This window comes from Liberibacter crescens BT-1, from assembly GCF_000325745.1.
In the GTDB taxonomy this organism is placed as follows: Bacteria; Pseudomonadota; Alphaproteobacteria; order Rhizobiales; family Rhizobiaceae; genus Liberibacter; species Liberibacter crescens.
In genome coordinates, this window is record NC_019907.1 from 637760 (window position 1) to 656792 (window position 19033).

Sequence of the window (19033 nt, forward strand, 5' to 3'; positions counted from 1 at the left end):
TTTATTTGAAATTATTGAAAAAAGTCATCAGGATAAGAGCAATCAGAAGTTTTGTTCATCATCGCAAAACGGGCTTTTAAAAGACATTCTTGATATTCTTGCCAGGCATTGGAATCATAGACAATGCCGCTACCAACATTCAAAACCGCTTTGTTTTGTCTGAAAAGACTCAGTGTGCGGATAGCAACTGAAAAACACATTGTATTTTGTGGTGAAATAAAGCCGATGGCACCGCAATAAACATCACGTGGTTCTTCTTCTATTCCATGGAGTAATTCCATTGTTCGAATTTTAGGCACTCCTGTTACGGAACCGCAGGGAAACAATGCAGAAAAAATATCTTTTATAGATAAATTTTTCTTTAATTGTCCGCGAACGCTGCTTACCATCTGATGAACAGTGGTGTAGGTCTCTATCTTAAAAAGATCTGGTGTTTGTAGTGTCTCTTCCAAAGAAATGCGAGAAATATCATTACGTAGAAGATCTACAATCATACGGTTTTCAGCAAGATTTTTAACATCTGTACGTAAATTTTCAATAATCTCCTGATCTTCAGAGATTGTTTTTCCACGTGGCATCGTTCCTTTCATAGGTCGTGTTTCAATCTGGAGGTTATTATCAATACGAAAAAAGAGTTCTGGGGAACGTGATAAGATAAGCGGTTCTTCCATTGCTATAAAAGCACCATAAGGTACAGGTTGATAATTGATGAGAGAGAAAAATACAGCAAGGGGATCTCCTGTCCAGGATGCTGTTATGGGCATTGTAAGATTTCCCTGAAAAGAATCTCCACGTTGCAGACTTTGATGAAATTGCTGAAATTTTTTCTGATAAACATCAAAACTCCAGGTAACGTGCAGATCCTTCAGAAAGCTTTCTGTTAGAACCTCTTTGCTATATTTAAGAAGCTGTTGGTTGTAATTTTGGAAAACAGGTTTATCAAATATCCCGAAACACAAGAGAGGTGTTTTACGGTTGAAGCTTGCAAGAGGTTTTAGTCGTTTCTCAAATAGGAATCCTGCTTCATAAGAAATATAACCGGCCAGCCATTTCCCAGCCAGCCGAGCTTCTTCAAGATATGAAAATGCTTTCCATAAATCCTCTTCATTTCTGGCACAAATTATCTCTTTTGGTTCTGTAAATAACAGGTTTTTTCGTTTCCAATCATCACATAACAGAATAAAAGGATCTTTATCGAGCTTTAAAGATACCAAAGTTTTTATCTCAAGATTTTTATAATATAGGGTTATTATTATCCATGGTTGCGAGATCATCAATTAGATTTTCGATGATTTTTAATCCTTGTGTCCAGAAAGAGGGATCAGTTGCATTGATACCAAAGGGTTTGAGCATCTTGGAGTAGTTCTGAGAGCCACCTGCACGTAAAAGCGTTAAATATTTTTCCTGAAAATCTTTAAGCTGTCCACTTTCATAAATCGCATATAATGAATTTACCAGACAATTTCCGAAAGCATATGCATAAACATAAAAAGGAGAGTGTATAAAATGAGGAATCATCATCCATAAAGTCTCGTACCCATGATCAAGATTTACTGACGGACCAAGGCTTTGTGTTTGGGTTGACTTCCATATTTCAGAAATGCGTTCTATAGGAAGTTCCCCTTTGCGTCGTTCAGTATGAATTTGATACTCAAAATCATAAAATGCAATTTGACGAACAACAGTAGCAAGCATATCTTCAATTTTACGAGCCAGCAGGCCCTTGCGCTCCTGTGAATTGGATATTTGTTTGTATAAGGCCTGAAAAGTTAGTGTTTCTCCAAAAATAGAAGCTGTTTCTGCCATTGTTAAGGGGGTTCCTGACATTAAAATTCCCTGATCTGCGGCAAGTACTTGATGAATACCATGTCCTATTTCATGTGCTAATGTCATTACGTCGAGAGGTGTTCCTAAATAATTTATGAGAATATAAGGGTGTACAGAAGGAACAGTCGGATGGGCAAAAGCTCCTGATGCCTTTCCAGGTCTCTGAGGCGTATCAATCCAATTATTTGTAAAGAACATTTCAGCAATTTTGCTCATTTTTGGCGAAAAATCGTCATAGGCAGAGAGAACAATATCCTTGGCTTTGGTGAACGGAATTATTGATTGAGGTGTATCTGGTAAGGGAGCCAGACGATCCCAGAAATTCATTTGCTGCATACCCAGCCATTGGCTTTTCAGTTTATAGTAGCGGTGTGCCAGGTTTGAATAAGAAGATTTTACAGCAGCTACAAGGGATTCAACGACTTCACGTTCTACATCATTGGATAGATGTCGACTGTCAGCAGGATCCTGATATTTCCGCCAACGATCAGAAATTTCTTTATCTTTAGCAAGCGTATTCGTAATAAATGAAAACAGGCGTGCATTTTCCTTAAATGTTTTAACCATGGACATTGCTGCTGTTTTACGAACTTGCTCATCTGATTCTTGCAAACGATGGGATACTTCTCCCAAGGTCAGAGCTACATTATCCACTTCAAAACGTAGAGATGCTGAAGTTTCATCATAAAGGCGGACAAATGCCTCATTTCCTGTTTGCGATGTTTCCATAAAGAGATGTTCTAGAGTGCCATCCAACAAATGAGGTTTATATCTTCGGATATTTTTTATCCATGGAAAGTAATGTGCAACAAGAGGATCTATACCGCATATCTTTTCTAGAAGAACATCATCAAGTTTATTGATTTCTAAATCAAAAAAGATAAGTCGACTGCTTATGTTTGTTAACTGTGCCATGGTATCTGCATAAAATTTTCCAAGAACAGGATCAGAAAGATTGGAGTAATGATTTAATTGCGCATAGGAACTGATTTTGATACCAAGTTCTGAGAGTTTCTCATATTCAGAAATAGCTGTTCCCAGGCTTTCTTGGCCGCTGCTATTCGCTGCATTTTCCAGATGACCTTTCCAACGCTTTTCAAAAGAAACTGTTTCATTATTAAAATAGTCAAGATCATTGGTAAATTCTTTACTGTCAGGTGAGGGATAAAGATCTTCTAGTTTCCATTGCGGCAAAATACCTAAATCCTTTTCGGAACAGCTGAATTTTCTATGCTCCGAATCAGCAAGATTTCTTTGAAAAAGGATCTGAAGAAAATGATTTTTTTTGTAAAGCGTTCTAGACATTTTTGCTTTCCTGTCAAGTTTAGTTGAATGTGAATTGACTTCATTCATAAAACAATAATTTCTTTGAAATCTCTCTCTCTTGAGTATTATTTTCTAATAATACAATTACTAGTTTTGTAAAATTAGAGTCTTCTATCAAAGATAATATTCAATTGGGTTTAGTACACTTATTCAATAAATGCTAACTTAGGAGAGTACATGGTAAAAAAAACAGATATATATAAAGTTATGAATATCCTTATTATAGATAAGGATTATGAACAACGCAAATTTCTTAAGACAGTATTAAAAAGTTATGGATATGAAGTTTTTCTTGTTACACATTTAAAGGCAGCACTTGCGGTTTTGGATTCTTCTAAGATTGAAGTTATTTTTATTGACTGGACTATTTGTTCAATGAACAGTATAGAGTTATTGCAGGAAATTTTAAAGAAATTTTCTTCTATTTCTGTTATTGTTTTTTTGCGTCGTGATGATGTTAATGCTATTGACCAGGCTATGAAAGTCGGGGCGTTTTATTTTTTATTCAAACCTTTGTCAGAAGAAAGACTAATTTTTTCGTTAAAAGAAACTATTAATCAAAATATAGATTTACATCCCATGTCAAGATTTTATAAAAACATAATAAATCTCGATCGTTTCGTGTCAATGAATGATGATATGATCCGGGTTATTAATCTTGCAAAAAAAGCTTCTGAGTATTCTATTCCTGTTATCCTTGAAGGGGAATCAGGCGTTGGAAAACAGATGCTTGCTCGAGCCATACATGCTTCTGGATTGCATTCTTCCTCGCCTTTTATAGTTGTCAATTGTCGCCTTATTAATCGGGAGTATATTGAAAAAATTTTGTTTGGGTATCGTGAGATCTCAACGCGAGGAGAGACTATCCAATATGTTGGAAAATTCATTGAGGCAAACGGTGGAACGCTTTTTATTGAAGAACCCAGTGAATTGCCCCTTGAAACGCAAAAAAAATTGTTACGGGCTATCGAATCATCTGAGATTGAAACAGCGGATTCATATTTGTCAAGCAAGGTTGACGTACGATGTATCTTTTCTACAGATAAAAATCTTGTAGAAGAAGTAGCAAATTGTCGCTTACGTGAAGATTTTTATTATAAGATTAATGTTTTCCCTATTATTGTTCCAGCATTGCGTAAGCGTCGAGAAGATATTCCTTATTTGGCTCGAACTTTTCTGAAACATTTTTGCGTGCAAAACAGAACAGGGCCTCTTTATTTTTCATCTGATGCATTAGCTTTTCTTAGTGCATATAATTGGCCTGGAAATATGCGACAACTTGAAAATGCAGTATTTCGTGCAGCTGTTTTAAGTAAGAATTTTGAATTAACATCAAAAGATTTTTCTTATATTAATCAAAATATTAATAATCCTGCACTATCTCTTGTCTGTAAACCCGAAACATCTTCTTCTAGCAATTCTATCTTTCCTGTTAATGAGTTGACGGGTCAACTTCGTAGCCTCTCTGAAGTTGAAGCAGAAATGATCGAACTAGCTTTAAAATTATACCAAGGCCATATAAGTGAAGTAGCACGAAGGTTAGGGATAGGAAGATCTACTCTTTACCGTAAAATTAAAGAATATAACATTGATATGACTGAGTATGCAAAGAATACGGATTCCTCGTCTATAGAAATATAGAAGCAATATATTATTTAGTATTTTAAAGAATTTTTTAAAGAAATTTTAAGATTTAGGGCATCATATCTTTTCAATAGAAAAGAGAATGATGTTCTCGTAAAATTTGATGAATACATAAATTTCTTGAAAAAATTTATGAAATTATGAAAAGACATGTGATATTTTTGCCTCTATGTCACCGTAATCAATTATCAAAATATTGATGATTGAAGAACTTTTAAATGAGGATTAATGTTGTATTTAATTTTTAATTTATTATATTTGAGTATAAAAAAAATTTTTTTATAATATTAAATTGTAATTATAAAAATATGTTGTTTTTGTTACAATTTTTAAAAGCTGTATTTAATTTTTTAAAAAAATCTTTTCCTTGGTTAGCAGTTTTCCTGTTACTTTTGCCGATAGCGATAGATTATCCGTTGCAAGCATCTCCTGAAATACGAACTTTAAAGTTGTATCTTGTGCATACAGGAGAAAAAATTGTAGTTACTTTTAAGAGAAATGGTAAATATGACCATGCCGGTTTGTTGAAGTTAAGTCGTGCCTTGCGTGATTGGAGAAGAAATCAAGTGGTCATGATGGATCCAAGGTTGTTTGACCTGATTTGGAATGTTTATCGTCAGGTTAATACGAATGAATATATCCATGTTTTATGTGGATTTCGTTCTCGACAGACCAATTACATGTTGCGTTTAAAGAGCAGCAAAGTTGCTGAAAATAGCCAGCATATTTTAGGAAAAGCTATGGATTTTTACATTCCTGGTGTCCCATTAAAGAAGCTGCGTGAGGTGGGAATGCGATTGCAAGGTGGGGGTGTTGGATATTATCCTGAATCAGCATCTCCTTTTGTTCATCTGGATGTTGGTGGAGTACGCGCCTGGCCACGGATGACGCGTTATGAGTTGGCACGTCTTTTCCCTGATGGAAAGACGATGCATCTTCCTTCTGATGGAAAGCCAATGCCTGGTTATCAGCAGGCATTGAATGATTATAAAAATCATATGGTCAATTATCAATCGCAGATCGGAAAAAGAAATAATTCCAATTCTGAACACCCTCTTACACTTATGGCAATGTTATTCAGTTCTAGAAAACAGGAAAGTAGAAGAAATTATAAATCGGATAAACAGGACAGCTTGCAGCTTGCAAAGAAAATATATTCTACACCTGTTTCTGTTGCAAAACATGATACTGATGAAAATTCTGCTCCTACGATTGCTATTGATCAGAAAAAAGATCAGGAAAACCTGCAGCAGGCTAGCCTATCGGGTATTCCTATTCCGCAGTATCGTTCAAATGCTGTACAAGAAGAAAAAATCATGGCATTTAATGAGGCATCTCCATCAGTATCTTCTAATCCTGATGAAATATTTTCATCTATTCTTTCTGAAAAATTGAATAATTCTTCTAGCTCATTGTTGTCTGATAATGTTCCTATTCCTGCATTTCTAGAACGCCCAAGCCAAAATGATAATAATCAGGGTATTGTGATGGCTTATGCTGAACAATTAGGTATGCACGATTTGATGGTTCCGACTCCTGTTACGCGTCCATTGCAAACAGACTCCTTAGAAAGTTCAAATACCGAAGAGCAAAATGGAGATGAGACTGATGTTTCATTAACCCCTGAAATGGTAAAATTGCTCGAAGAACAAATAAAGAAACACCAATTAGAAGATTCCTCAAATCATTCTTTTCAGAAAAAAAACGAAGAAAAACGTCCTCCTGAAAACAAGGTAGCCTCTTTGAATCCTTCTTCTTATGCAAATGTCGAGAATTTAAAAGGAATTAACCTGGATAAAAGAGTACGAATACGTGCAAAATGGGCATTTAATAAGCAGAAAATTTCTGCTTTTAAAGACGGGATACAACCCGTTCGATTTTCAACCTTGAAAGTAGCCCAAAAACCAACAATGGTGTACGTTGGAGGTTTTTCATCTATTAACACCTCTGTTGATTCTTCTCATTTTACAGGCGCAGCTGTTAATTTTATGAAAGCCTATAAATTCTGATGTCTATAAGAAAGAGAACTTTTCTTTCAATTTTATTGTTCAGGATAGTTGATGAGTAATGAATATTAAGCTTGTTGCTTAATAGCAGAATAGAAACGCTACAGGAAATGTGTTATCGAGAGCCGGATTAGTCAGCATCGCTGTTACCCTGATTGTGGTCATCAAAGTTTTTCAACGGCCCCCTGTGTCATTAACACAGAATGATACGGAGCAATATGATCTAAGGATTTTCTATTAGGCCCCTAGCCGTAATGTTGAGATGACAATCATACAAATCCGGTGAATCATCATCTGGTTTTCTGTCTAACACACTTGGATCAGTTTTATTGCAGGTAATCGACGGGCTTGACAGATAGTTCTTATTCATTCCGGCTTCAGATACAATATATCCATTTAATTTTTGAGCATATTCCAGATGTTTATAAATTTCTTTAGCTTCTTGATTTTCAAAGTGAATGAATAATGTCGTATTTTTATTCTTATCTTCATGTTTACTCAAAGAGCTACTGGCAAAAACACATGAACTGTCGACGATAGCGGCAAGCGTTACGGATAAAAAAAGGTTTTTTTTCATAGGAATTTTTCTTTATTATAAAGGAATAAAAAGATTATAAAACTAGTTTCTTAGTAAAGCCTTAAATTTTTTGTTACAATAGAAAGGCTCTTAACTTAAAAAATAACGGTTTAAAATGATCAATAAAGAGCGGTTGTTACGAGATAATCGTTTATGTAAAGCCATCGTTGGATTATCAATCGAAGAATTAAAAAATGTATCAGCCCAATTTTCAGCTTGTGATTAGAGTTATCAGAAGAATAGAGCATTGAATTATTTGTCATGATTTAGTTTTAAAATAGAAGATTAAAAACTTGACCATTCAAAAAAATCAACAGTTATGGTCTTCTAATCCACCATCGTTATTGCTACTTAGGCTTTCTAAAACTATATTATACAAATAGGTATCCCTTTTCATGGCGTTCTTGATTCTCGTTTGGTAGCTTGAGATATTTAGGAAAAGCGTTTGAGAGAAAAGGGAGAAAGATCAAATTCAGTAAGGCTGTTTTGAGAAAATTTCATAGCGATTTCTCCTAATACACTAGAAAACTTGAAGCCATGTCCACTTAACCCGGTGATAACCATGATTTGATCTGTTAACTGATCCAGAATAAAATCTTCATCAGGACTGAGCTCGTAACTGCACGATTCTCCGTGGAGCAAGACCTGGATATCAGGCAAGAAAGATTGAAGGAAATCAGAAACTTCCTGTCGGTCGCTCTCTAGATTGCCAAACGGTTGGCACTGCTCTGGAGAAGTGATCAATTGACCCCCTTGGTGCTTGCCAACTTTTAATCCATGTTTATCCGCAGGAAAGCCATAATAATGGCAACCATCTTGTGCTTCGATGATAAATGCAGGAAAATGATTATCGATACTGTAATCCTCATTTGCTTGATACCAGGTGAATACCTTGCGAATCGCTGTAATAGGCCATTGTGGAAGAAGAAATTTTATCCATGTTCCAGTGCTGATTACTGCTTTGTGTCCCCGAAAACGACCAAAGGATGTTGTAACTTCCACGCCTTCTGAGAGAGGTATCAAGTTGTTGACAGTGCATTGGAATAGCTGTTGGCAATTGACTTGCTTTGCAAGGCGAATATAGGCTGTAACCGCTTTTTCGCTATACAAAAAACCTGCATTTGCTTCATAAATTCCGATGTAGCCTGATGGGATCTTGAACATCGGCCAACGCTGCAATATTTCTTCTCGTTCAAGAAATTCAACAGGAAGCGAAAACATTTTAGCACTTCGTTGCATACGGCTTATAAAATTCGATGCTTTTGGAGCAATATGCAAAAGCCCACATTCTTGGAGCAATTTTTCGCCGCTATCATGCATGACTTTCTTCCAGAGTGTTCGCGCACGAAGGAGCATAGGCACATATTTTTCTCCTTCAGCATAGGCATAACGTATAATACGGGTTTTCCCATGATGACTACCCTGTGTGTGCGGCGGATGAGTGGTATCAAATGCTAGAACCTTAAGTCCTGCTTGTGCAGCATAATAACTCGTAGCTGCACCTATTGAACCACTTCCAATTACAAAAAGATCGTAATCATAAGACATAACCACCCTTTTAGACACCTCTTTCAAATAATCAATGCTAATACTGTGGTTGGCCTTTTTGAAGCCTTTTCCTAGCTATTTCTGTAGTCAGGTATTCAAATACCCTGTAAAACACAGATTATAATTGCGATATATGCAGAACTCTTCTATTGATAGACAGTAATTTTTCATCAAAACAATTGTAATATATTAAAAATATTACGACAATATGATAAACACGGAAAATTCTTAACGAATTGCTTTTCCTGTTTCTTCTTGATACGTATTCTTAATTTTCCTTCTGAGGATCAATGATATCAGGCTGCTTGAGAAACTATGTTGATACATAGTTCCAGAAGAAAATTTCTAACTTAATTTAGAAATTTTCTAAAAGTGTTGAGTATCTTTTTATAGAGATAAGATTTTTCTTTGCAAAGGTGATCTCTATCCTTTAAGAAAGAAGGCTCGTCTGGGAGTCAATGTTATCAGTAAGGATAATCTATTTTCTGACGGTTTAGGTTATCTTTTAAGGAGCAATCCAATGTCTGACAGTATTCAAAATTTTGCACGAGATCAACTTTTGGCTTTTATCGAGCGTATTGAGCGTCTGGAAGAAGAGAAAAGGACAATAGCTGATAGTATAAAGGATATTTATCATGAAGCCAAAAGCGGCGGTTTCGATATTAAGGTTCTAAAAAAGTTATTTCCTTGCGTAAAAAGGATGAACAAGAACGTATGGAAGAAGAGGCCATTCTGGATACCTATTTGCGTGCTTTGAATATGATTTCTGATGCTTCTTAGAAAAATATTTTTTTACACAAGATTTTTTTAATCAGATAAATTTTATTATTTTTGCTTTTTAGCAAGAGATTTTAATTTTATATGAATTTATTTCTAGAAATTCTCTTCTTTTTATGAAGAAGGAAAATATTTTAATTATAAGTTGTTTTTTTTAATACAACCTATAATTTATTAATTTTATTAATACTTGTAATGGTTTTATAATCAATAAAATTTATGCAAAATTCCAATTCAAGAAAGGAATGCACTATGAACAAAGTTTTTATTTTAAATGCGCATCAATATTATGGCTTTTCATCAGGTAAGTTGAATGCTGCGATTATTCATCATATAGATGAGCATTTTAAGCGTAAAGGTTTTGAGATACTTCATACTCATGTTATGGATAAATATGATGTGAAGGAAGAGCTGGATAAACATCTCTGGGCGGATGTTATCATTTTGCAAACACCAGTGTATTGGATGGGTGTTCCGTGGCTTGCAAAAAAATACATGGATGAAGTGTATACAGCAGGTGTGGATGGAATTCTTTGTAAACATGATGGTCGTAGCTCTAAAGCGCCCAAGGATAATTATGGAGGTGGCGGTTGTGCTATAGGAAAAAAATATATGCTTTCGTTAACATTCAACGCCCCCAAAGAAGCATTTGATGATCCTTCACAATATCTTTTCCAGGGTAAAAGTGTTGATGATTTGTTCTATCCTTATCACATGAACTTCCGTTTTTTTGCTATGGAACCATTACCAACATTTTCTTGCTACGATGTAGTAAAGAACCCAGAGATTGAAAATGATTTCAAGCGATTGGAAGAGCATTTGAATACAGTGTTTAAGAAATAAAAGGAATATATCTAGCTTAAGAAAGAAATAGATTTTGAGAGAAAGTGTATTGGTGGATATTATTTTTTCTTTTTATCTCCCTTGTTTTTGTATTCAAGATACTGGTTTTCTTTATGGCTTGAGAAAGATCTTGATGTTTTACTTCTATGCATTATCCATTACCTGAAAGTATCACCAAATTGTAAAAGTAGCGTACAGAATTGTTGACCTTATCCAATGAACAAAAAGAAACTTCCTATATTGATCACGCTGCCAAGATCAATAGCCTAATCCTTCAAATAAAGCTGTTGAAAGATAGCGTTCGGCAAATGAAGGGATAATAACCACAATTTGCTTTCCAGTGTTTTCTTCTCGCTGACCAACCTTAATTGCAGCCATTAAAGCAGCCCCAGAGGATATGCCAACCGGGATTCCTTCAAGCCGAGCTACAAGACGGGAAATTTCAAATGCATCCTGATGAGTAGCTCTGAAAACTTCATCATAGATACTTGTATCAAGAATTTTAGGAATAAAGCCGGGACCTATTCCCTGAATTTTATGAGGAGCAGGTGGTTTCCCTGACAAAACAGCACTATCTTCAGGTTCAACAACGATAACTTGTAGGGATGGTTTGCGCTGTTTGATAACTTGTCCAACACCTGTTATCGTGCCACCTGTACCAACTCCAGATATCAGAATATCAACTTCACCTTGAGTGTCATTCCAAATTTCTTCAGCTGTTGTTTGGCGATGAATTTCTGGATTGGCAGGGTTTTCAAACTGTTGTGGAATAACACTATCAGGCAAGGTAGCTGCCAGTTCTTCAGCTTTGGTAATAGCTCCTTTCATACCTTGGGCACCTTCAGTTAAAACAAGTTCAGCTCCGAGCAAGGCCAACATTTTACGACGCTCAAGAGACATAGTTTCGGGCATCGTAAGAATAAGCCTGTATCCTTTGTATGCAGCAGCAAATGCTAGCCCTATACCTGTATTTCCAGATGTAGGTTCAATAAGAATTGTTTTTCCAGGTATTATTTTTCTAGCTTTTTCAAGGGCTAGGATCATTGCCACTCCTATACGATCCTTCACTGATGCAATAGGATTAAAAAATTCCAATTTTGCTAGAATGTCAGCCTTTACTGATTTTTCATGCATTAACTTTTTAAGACGAACAAGAGGTGTGTTGCCAATAGTATCAATTATTGAATCATAAATCTTACCTCGACCAGGGGTTTTTTCATTATACATTGCAATCTTTCTCCTCTTTAAATAAAGAAACTCTAATGACAAGAAAAAATACTGTTATGTTGATAAATGATTTTTGCAATATCGACATATCAGCAGTTGAATCATTTAAAATTCAAATGTGACTTTACAAAAAATAATGAACAAGCTTTGAAATATATTCATGATTTATATCAATATAGTTGAAATTTAAAGATAATACAAATATACTTTTAATTCAAAAGCATCTTGTAATGATGTGTGTAACTTTATGAAATTTTTCCTGAATCTAGAAAGATTTTTTGTTGTCTCTTGTGAATGATCTTTGGGAAGGTTTTTGCTCTGTTGCAAAGGAGCGGTTGCAATCCAACTTATTATCTTCATTTTTGATTAAAGAGATTGTTTTGGATAGTCAGGACTTGGTTCAAGGATTAAGTCGTATACTAACCTATCAAAAAACCAATTCACTTATTCCTCAAGAAGCTTTAGAAAAACGGTTTTTGGATCTTTATGATAAATATCCGGATCTTATATTGAAAGCTATTCATGATCTGGATGCCGTTATGTCCTGTGATCCTGCTGTTAAAGACAAGTTAACTCCATTTTTGTACTTTAAAGGATTTCATGCACTGCAAACTCACCGTTTGGCGCATGTTTTATGGCTAGCTGGAGAAGAGGATGATGCCTTGCTCCTTCAAAGTCGCAGTTGTATACTGTACGGGGTAGATATTCATCCAGCTGCAAAGATTGGTAGCGGTATCATGCTTGACCATGCAACAGGGCTTGTAATCGGTGAAACTGCTGTTGTTGAAGATCACGTTTCCATGTTCCATGGTGTTACTTTGGGTGGTACAGGCAAGGAGCGAGGAGATCGTCATCCAAAGGTTCGTAAAGGAGTTATCATTGGCGCAGCTGCAATAATCCTTGGCAATATCGAAATAGGTACAGGGGCTCGTATAGCAGCTGGAAGTGTTGTTCTTCATGATGTTCCACCTTATAGCATAGTGACGGGTATGCCTGAAAAGATCAAAAAATAATGATCTCAAGTGCGATTGGTGTATATTTGCGGAGATGAAAACAAAAAATGAAATAAGGTGTCAGAAATATTTAAAAATTATATGTCTTAGTTCATGATATTTAAAATAATATGATCACGTGTTTTACTGTAACCATATAATACATGTTCCTTGCTTGGGATAAAGAGCGTTGTCAATTGACGTTTTCCTGCTACCAGTCATTCAATGCTGATGTCTATCAGCAGCTATTTTCGATGAAAACCGATATAAGCATCCTCGAAAATATCAATTCTTGTACTTTTATTCTGTGCATTCAGAAGAAAGATGTTTTGTCGAGAGAAGTCTAATTGATGGATGATATAGTTACGCTCAAATTTAAAGTTATGAATTGATCCGCCAAGTCAGCGGTTATGTTTGTGAAACAGGATAAAACCATTGTCGTAGAACTTCATTTGTTTCCTGTGGTTTTTCTAAGGGAGGTATATGCCCACACTGCGTAAATAAATAAAATTTTGAACCTGGGATATTATGATGAATATTTAATGCTTCAGAAACAGGTATGACTGTGTCTTCATATCCGCTTGCTACTAAAGTTGGTATCGTAATGTTTCTTAATATTGGACGAAAATCTGGACGATTTAGAATAGCTTTTTGTTGTCTTAGAAAAGCGCTGCTACCAACGCGTATTGACATAGCTTGTAATTCTTCTCCTAAAGAATTTGTAACACAGGAAATATGGATAAGTTTTGGAAGAAATCGATATGTAATACCTTTAAATTTTCCAAGTTCAAGAGAAGTAATAGTCGATCTTCTCTGAAGAGCACGTTCTTCACTATCGGGCGCAGCACTTGTACTAAATAGGGCAAGCTTGGTTACTCTTTCTGGAGCTTGGCGTAAGATTTCAAATGCAACATATCCTCCCATAGAAAATGCTGCTATTGAAAAATGATGAGGAATAATCTTTAACACCCGTCTTGCCATATCAGCAATAGTATCATCATGTGTAAGATCAGCAATAAAAGTATCTATAACATCAGATAAGGCTTGAGCTTGATGTTGCCACAGATATTGATCACAAAGCAGTCCTGGTAAAAAAACGAGAGGATTTATATTTTTGTTTTCTCGTGACATGTGAAGGCTATATACATTATAAATATTCACGACTCTTGACTAAAATTTTATCAAAATTATCATTAGTGTGGATTTAAAATATTAAATTATAATATATTTTAAAGTATAAACCACTTAATTTATTTTGCACTTTTCTTTACTTAAATCAAGAAGCCATTACCGTTATTCACCTATTAATATGGTGCACAATAGGGTCCTTAAAAAAATAAAATAACATAAAAGATAAAGAGATCTTGCAATTATAATAAGAAGAGTAATTCTAATGTAATTAATGGTTTTAAGTTACATTCAGAAAATTTTATTTTTTATATTTTTTCAGGCTAATTCCTACTTGCAAGTTACTGTTACTGTTTTGATACTGTTTTGAAAATAGCGCTTATGCCAATCTTCTAGTCTGAATTATAAATGTCTGCGGAAAAATATTTATGATATGAAAATTTCTGAATCGTGGAAAAGCAGAGAAGTAAAAAATCTTTGAAGGGATTGAAAATTATATTGTTGTTTTAGACGTAATTAGAGAATGTAAACTGCATCATTACGATTTAAGAAATTACAAATAGTTTGAGGTTATACTAAAAACTATTGTTGATAAATATAGATAAAACAACTCATAATCTGAAAATAGTTTGGTTATGCTGTATGTGAGATAAGGTCTTTTATATGAAAAACCTAATTTATATCTTAATCGGAATAAAAAACGTATAAATTCATATAAAGGCATTTAAAATAGTAGTTAATATTATTTGGTGTAGGCTTTTTGTATGTCTTCTTTAAAAAAAGAGTGTTTAAAAACACTTTTGAAATATAAGAAGGAGAGTAAATTGATTAGCTTTTTAAAAGCTACATTTAATATATGGCTTCAATGTGAAAAGAATTTGGAAAATTTTTCCCCAAGATTCTTTATGGGATTTTTTTCTTTTAGTATAGTAAGTGTTATTATAGTAGTTAATTTATTATCCTACATTCTGTTGTATTACATTGGAAATTTATCTTTTATTACTTTCAAATATCTTCTTTTAAAAAATTTAATATTGATTTTTATTACTGGAAGTATAGCATTGGTTGCAGGCTATATCTTAGGTATTTTGTTAAAGGAGCTATTCATTTCTTATAATAAAATTTCTAGATTAAGCCGTATCGATTCTCTTTCGGGATTACTCAATCGTTCTTTCTTTATTAAAAATCTTAAGTCTAAAAAAGAAATTTTTTCTGTCATTTTTTTTGACATTGATCATTTTAAGAATATTAATGATACCTTTGGCCATGCTGGCGGAGATAATGTTATTTCTTTTGTTTCTGAGAAATTAAGATTCGTATTTGTTGAGCCGATGTTTGTAGGTCGATTAGGAGGAGAAGAATTCGCTGCAGCCGCTTTAGGGTATTCAGAAAAAGAGGCTGCTGCTTTGGCTGAAAGATTTCTTTCTCTTATTGAAAATTCTGATATACAAGTTACTGCTGAAAAGTCTATTCGTGTAACACTTTCAGCAGGTGTAGCAGAACGTTTTCAAAAAGAATTAATTACTACAGTTGTCCGACATGCAGATAAAGCACTTTATGCTGCAAAGAGATCTGGTCGCAATCGGGTTGCTCGGTTTAGAGAGATCTTGAATGGCTCTTCCAGTTCTTCAAAGAAAAGGCGTCTTTATAGAGATTCTTCTCTTACTCAGATAACATCTCCTTCTGAGAATAATTTTCATATTAATTGATAATGTCGTGTACGTTGTTATGTTGAAATCTGTATAATAGATTCATTATTTTTTTTGATGTATTTAAAAAAAAATTAATAAGAATGAACACTTCATTAACCTTAATGTTATTTAAATAACGGTAATTCTATTGGAAACAATGATCATCTTGGAGATGAATGTTTCTTGTGGAATACGATTATTTTTTGATGAGGTACGTTGAATGAAAATCAGGCATGTAGCAATCCTGATGGGAGGTTTTTCTTCAGAGAGATTAATAAGCTTTTCTTCAGGAGAAACTTGTGCTGTAGCTCTTGAAGAGGCAGGATTTGAAGTTAGCCGAGTCAATGTTAATCGTTCGGTAGCAGAAGTTCTTGTTGATCTTAAACCAGATATTGCTTTGAATGTTTTGCATGGTGCTTTTGGTGAAGATGGTATTTTGCAAGGCATATTAGAGTATTTGCAAATTCCATATACATATTCTGGTGTTTTGGCATCAGCATTAGCTATGGATAAAGTACGTGCAAAGCAGATAGTTTCTTCTCAAGGTATTTCTGTTGCTCCATCAATTGTGGTGAATCGTCGTTTTATGTGTTCTGAACATGTTATGCCTCCACCTTATGTGATTAAACCTTTAAAAGGAGGTTCTTCCTTGGGAGTTTTAATTGTTAGGAAAGAAGATGCTGTTCCTTTGCATGTTATAAATTCACCAGAATGGGATTATGGAGATGAAATTCTGGTTGAGAAATATATCGATGGCATTGAGCTCACATGTGGAGTGATGGGAGATAAGGCTCTCGATGTTGTTGAAATCGTTCCAGTAGGGCAGGATTTTTATAATTATGATGCAAAATATAAAGAAAATAATTGTAAGCATATTCTGCCTGCAAGAATACCTTCGGATATTTATGAAAAAATAAGAACATTATCTTTAAAAGCCCATAAAATTATAGGTTGTCGAGGTATCAGTAGGTCAGATTTTATTTTTAATAATATTACAGGAGAAATAATCTGGTTAGAAATTAATACTCAGCCAGGAATGACACCAACATCACTTATACCAGAAATGGCATTACATTCAGGATATTCTTTTGGAGAACTGCTTCAATGGATATTAAAGGATGCTTCATGTTTACGTTAATGGAGAGAAATTCTATAATAAGGTTCATTGTTCCTTTTTTGGTTTTAAAATGTTAGTGTTTTGGGTTTCTTTTAAAAAACATTAAAGCGTTTTTTACGACTGTTGATAAACTTTGTTTTATATCATATTCCATCGTCTACAGGGTTGATATCAGCGATATTTTTTTATATTGGAGTTGGTTTATATGGCATGTCTTTAGGAGGACATCAAAAACTTGTGATGAAGACGATTTCTTCTTATACAGGTCTTTTTATTGAAAATATAAAGGTTTCTGGTAACATTGAAACGTCTGAGTCTGATGTTTTGCAACTTTTAAGCCTTAATGAATTAACATCAATATTAGAATTTGATGTTGCTGTTGCCAGACAGAAGTTATCTATGTTGCCTTGGATTAAAGATATTGAGGTACGTAAGGTTTATCCAAATACTATCGAAATTCGTATCGCAGAACGTACGGCTTCTGCGATATGGCAATATGATTCTAATCTTTCTTTAATAGATAAAACAGGAAAATTAATTGTACCATTAACTGATAAAAGGTTTATGAATCTTCCTGTGTTGGTTGGTCGTGATGCTGAAAAAACAATTTCTTCTTTTGATAAACAATTTATAATTTGGCCAGCAATTAAAGAGCGTATTAAGGCATATGTTTGGGTTGCCAGTAGGCGTTGGGATCTTTATCTTTATAATGGTATTATTATAAAATTACCTGAAGATGGAGTTGACTTGGCATTACTTAGACTTTTAGAAATGGAAAAGAAATATAATATTTTAGAACGAGATATTTCTGTTGTTGACTTAAGACTTTCTGATCGTATGACTGTTCGTCTTACCCCAGATGCTCTTGTGCGTCGTCAAGCAGTTATTGATGAACGTAAAAGAATAAAAAATAAGGGGTATCACGGCACATGAGTATTTTAAGAAGCTCTCGTTTTGGTTTGCCGCGCATAAAGCCTTTATCATCTAAGCGTTCGCATATTGTTTCTGTTTTGGATATAGGATCAACGAAGGTTGTTTGTGTCATTGGCAAACTTACGCCCAACAATGCAAGTTCAATCTTTCCTGCTAGAACACATAGCATTGAGATTATTGGTATAGGGTATCAGAAATCACGAGGAGTTAAAACAGGAGTAATTGTTGATCTTGAAGCTATAGAAATTGTTATACGTCAAGCTGTTGAGGTTGCTGAGCGTATGGCAGAATTGACTGTTGATAGTCTTATTGTAAATGTATCTTTAGGACGTCTTTCTTCTTCTGTCTATAGTGCTAGCGTTGATTTGAGTGGACAAGAGGTCGAAGCCAGTGACATCCGTAAAGTGTTATCAGTTGCGTGTCAACAATCTATAAGGAAGGATCATGCTATATTGCACTCCATGGCAGTTGGATATTCTTTGGACGGTGAACGTGGTATTCGTTTCCCTTTGTCAATGTTTGGTGAGAAACTAGGAGTTGATATACATGTAGTAAGTGCTGAGCTTACAGCTCTTAAAAATCTTGAGTTGGCAGTTAACAGAGCTCATCTTTCTATTGAAGGAATGGTTGCTACTCCTTATGCGAGTGGTTTAGCATGTCTTGTTGATGATGAAATTGAACTTGGTTGTGCAATCATTGATATGGGGGGAGGTGTAACAACAGTTGCAGTTTTTATAGAAGGAAGATTAGTGCATTCAGATGCTATTGCCATTGGTGGGCATCATATAACAACTGATTTGGCCCGTGGTTTGTCGCTTCGTATTGATGATGCAGAACGCCTTAAAGTGATGCATGCGAGTGTTATTGCTAGTTCTTCAGATGAGTATGAGGTTATCTCTATTAATCCAATTAGAGATAATGTTGATGATCAGCCTGTTCAAGTTTCAAGAGCTTTGGTTTCTCATATTGTGAGGGCGCGTATTGAAGAAACATTAGAATTAATTGGCGAACGTATACAAAGATCTGGATTTAGCTCTCTTGTGGGTAAGAGAGTAGTACTTACTGGTGGAGCAAGTCAGATTACTGGCTTGCCAGATCTCGCGCGGCGAATATTAGCACGTAATGTACGTATAGGTAGACCCGTCGGAGTATCAGGCTTACCACAAGCCGCAAAAGGACCAGCTTTTGCAACAGCAGTAGGTTTGATGGTTTATCCACAGGTTGTTACGATGGAAACTCATATTGGAGATAATAAGAATTTTTCTTTTGGGAATCAGAATAATAAGTTTTCATTGGTAGGACAATGGTTAAGAAAAAGTTTTTAACAGAAGTATCTAAAGTTAATGATTAAATTTCATTAATTCGGTAAGTGGATAGAGAGAAAGAGGAACGAGTAC

The 19033-nt window shown here is 34.8% G+C and carries 14 protein-coding genes and 1 pseudogene; 9 read left to right on the top strand and 6 right to left on the bottom strand.

From position 1 onward, the window contains the following. Nucleotides 1–11: 11 nt before the first annotated feature. Complete coding sequence (locus B488_RS02835) at nucleotides 12–1214, bottom strand: aminodeoxychorismate synthase component I (protein ID WP_015273001.1); 1203 nt, start codon at nucleotides 1212–1214, stop codon at nucleotides 12–14. A gap of 19 nt (nucleotides 1215–1233) precedes the next feature. Then, nucleotides 1234–3132 (bottom strand): M3 family oligoendopeptidase, encoded by a 1899-nt coding sequence (locus B488_RS02840; protein WP_144049194.1) that lies wholly within the window; start codon nucleotides 3130–3132, stop codon nucleotides 1234–1236. Between the two features lie 198 nt (nucleotides 3133–3330). Between B488_RS02840 and B488_RS02845 the strand changes: the two genes are divergently transcribed. Then, nucleotides 3331–4794, top strand: coding sequence for a sigma-54-dependent transcriptional regulator (locus B488_RS02845; RefSeq protein WP_015273003.1), 1464 nt, complete (start codon nucleotides 3331–3333; stop codon nucleotides 4792–4794). 311 nt (nucleotides 4795–5105) lie between these two features. Further along, on the top strand, nucleotides 5106–6806 hold the full coding sequence (locus tag B488_RS02850) for a peptidoglycan L,D-endopeptidase MepK (RefSeq protein WP_015273004.1): 1701 nt from the start codon (nucleotides 5106–5108) through the stop codon (nucleotides 6804–6806). 220 nt (nucleotides 6807–7026) lie between these two features. Here B488_RS02850 and B488_RS02855 read toward each other — a convergent pair whose 3' ends face one another. After that, entirely contained in the window at nucleotides 7027–7380 is a 354-nt protein-coding gene (locus B488_RS02855) for a hypothetical protein (RefSeq protein WP_015273005.1), read from the bottom strand. 432 nt (nucleotides 7381–7812) lie between these two features. After that, entirely contained in the window at nucleotides 7813–8928 is a 1116-nt protein-coding gene (solA, locus tag B488_RS02860; protein ID WP_015273006.1) for an N-methyl-L-tryptophan oxidase, read from the bottom strand. A gap of 520 nt (nucleotides 8929–9448) precedes the next feature. Here solA and B488_RS02865 point away from each other — a divergent pair. Together B488_RS02865 and B488_RS02870 are read left to right on the top strand one after the other, a co-directional pair. Beyond that, nucleotides 9449–9708 (top strand): annotated as a pseudogene (locus B488_RS02865) (DUF2312 domain-containing protein). 249 nt (nucleotides 9709–9957) lie between these two features. Next, nucleotides 9958–10548: an NAD(P)H-dependent oxidoreductase gene (locus B488_RS02870; RefSeq protein WP_015273008.1), complete on the top strand. Its 591-nt coding sequence runs from the start codon at nucleotides 9958–9960 to the stop codon at nucleotides 10546–10548. Nucleotides 10549–10806: 258 nt separating this feature from the next. On the opposite strand, the gene cysK is transcribed toward B488_RS02870, so the two are convergent. Further along, nucleotides 10807–11775, bottom strand: a complete 969-nt coding sequence (cysK, locus tag B488_RS02875; RefSeq protein WP_015273009.1) for a cysteine synthase A — start codon at nucleotides 11773–11775, stop codon at nucleotides 10807–10809. A gap of 290 nt (nucleotides 11776–12065) precedes the next feature. On the opposite strand from cysK, the gene cysE reads away from it, so the two are divergent. Then, nucleotides 12066–12788, top strand: a complete 723-nt coding sequence (cysE, locus tag B488_RS02880) for a serine O-acetyltransferase (protein WP_172792755.1) — start codon at nucleotides 12066–12068, stop codon at nucleotides 12786–12788. Nucleotides 12789–13175: 387 nt separating this feature from the next. Here cysE and B488_RS02885 read toward each other — a convergent pair whose 3' ends face one another. After that, nucleotides 13176–13898: an alpha/beta fold hydrolase gene (locus B488_RS02885; protein ID WP_015273011.1), complete on the bottom strand. Its 723-nt coding sequence runs from the start codon at nucleotides 13896–13898 to the stop codon at nucleotides 13176–13178. A 1031-nt stretch (nucleotides 13899–14929) separates the two neighbouring features. Between B488_RS02885 and B488_RS02890 the strand changes: the two genes are divergently transcribed. The 4 genes from B488_RS02890 to ftsA all read left to right on the top strand — a co-directional run bounded on the left by B488_RS02890 (nucleotide 14930) and on the right by ftsA (nucleotide 18961). Beyond that, the gene (locus B488_RS02890) at nucleotides 14930–15604 is read left to right on the top strand and encodes a GGDEF domain-containing protein (RefSeq protein ID WP_244422706.1); all 675 of its coding nucleotides are present in this window, start codon (nucleotides 14930–14932) and stop codon (nucleotides 15602–15604) included. 202 nt (nucleotides 15605–15806) lie between these two features. After that, on the top strand, nucleotides 15807–16724 hold the full coding sequence (locus tag B488_RS02895; RefSeq protein WP_015273013.1) for a D-alanine--D-alanine ligase: 918 nt from the start codon (nucleotides 15807–15809) through the stop codon (nucleotides 16722–16724). Nucleotides 16725–16826: 102 nt separating this feature from the next. Next, complete coding sequence (locus B488_RS02900) at nucleotides 16827–17636, top strand: cell division protein FtsQ/DivIB (protein ID WP_015273014.1); 810 nt, start codon at nucleotides 16827–16829, stop codon at nucleotides 17634–17636. Beyond that, on the top strand, nucleotides 17633–18961 hold the full coding sequence (gene ftsA, locus B488_RS02905) for a cell division protein FtsA (RefSeq protein ID WP_015273015.1): 1329 nt from the start codon (nucleotides 17633–17635) through the stop codon (nucleotides 18959–18961). The genes B488_RS02900 and ftsA overlap by 4 nt, the downstream gene beginning before the upstream one ends. Nucleotides 18962–19033: the final 72 nt, after the last annotated feature.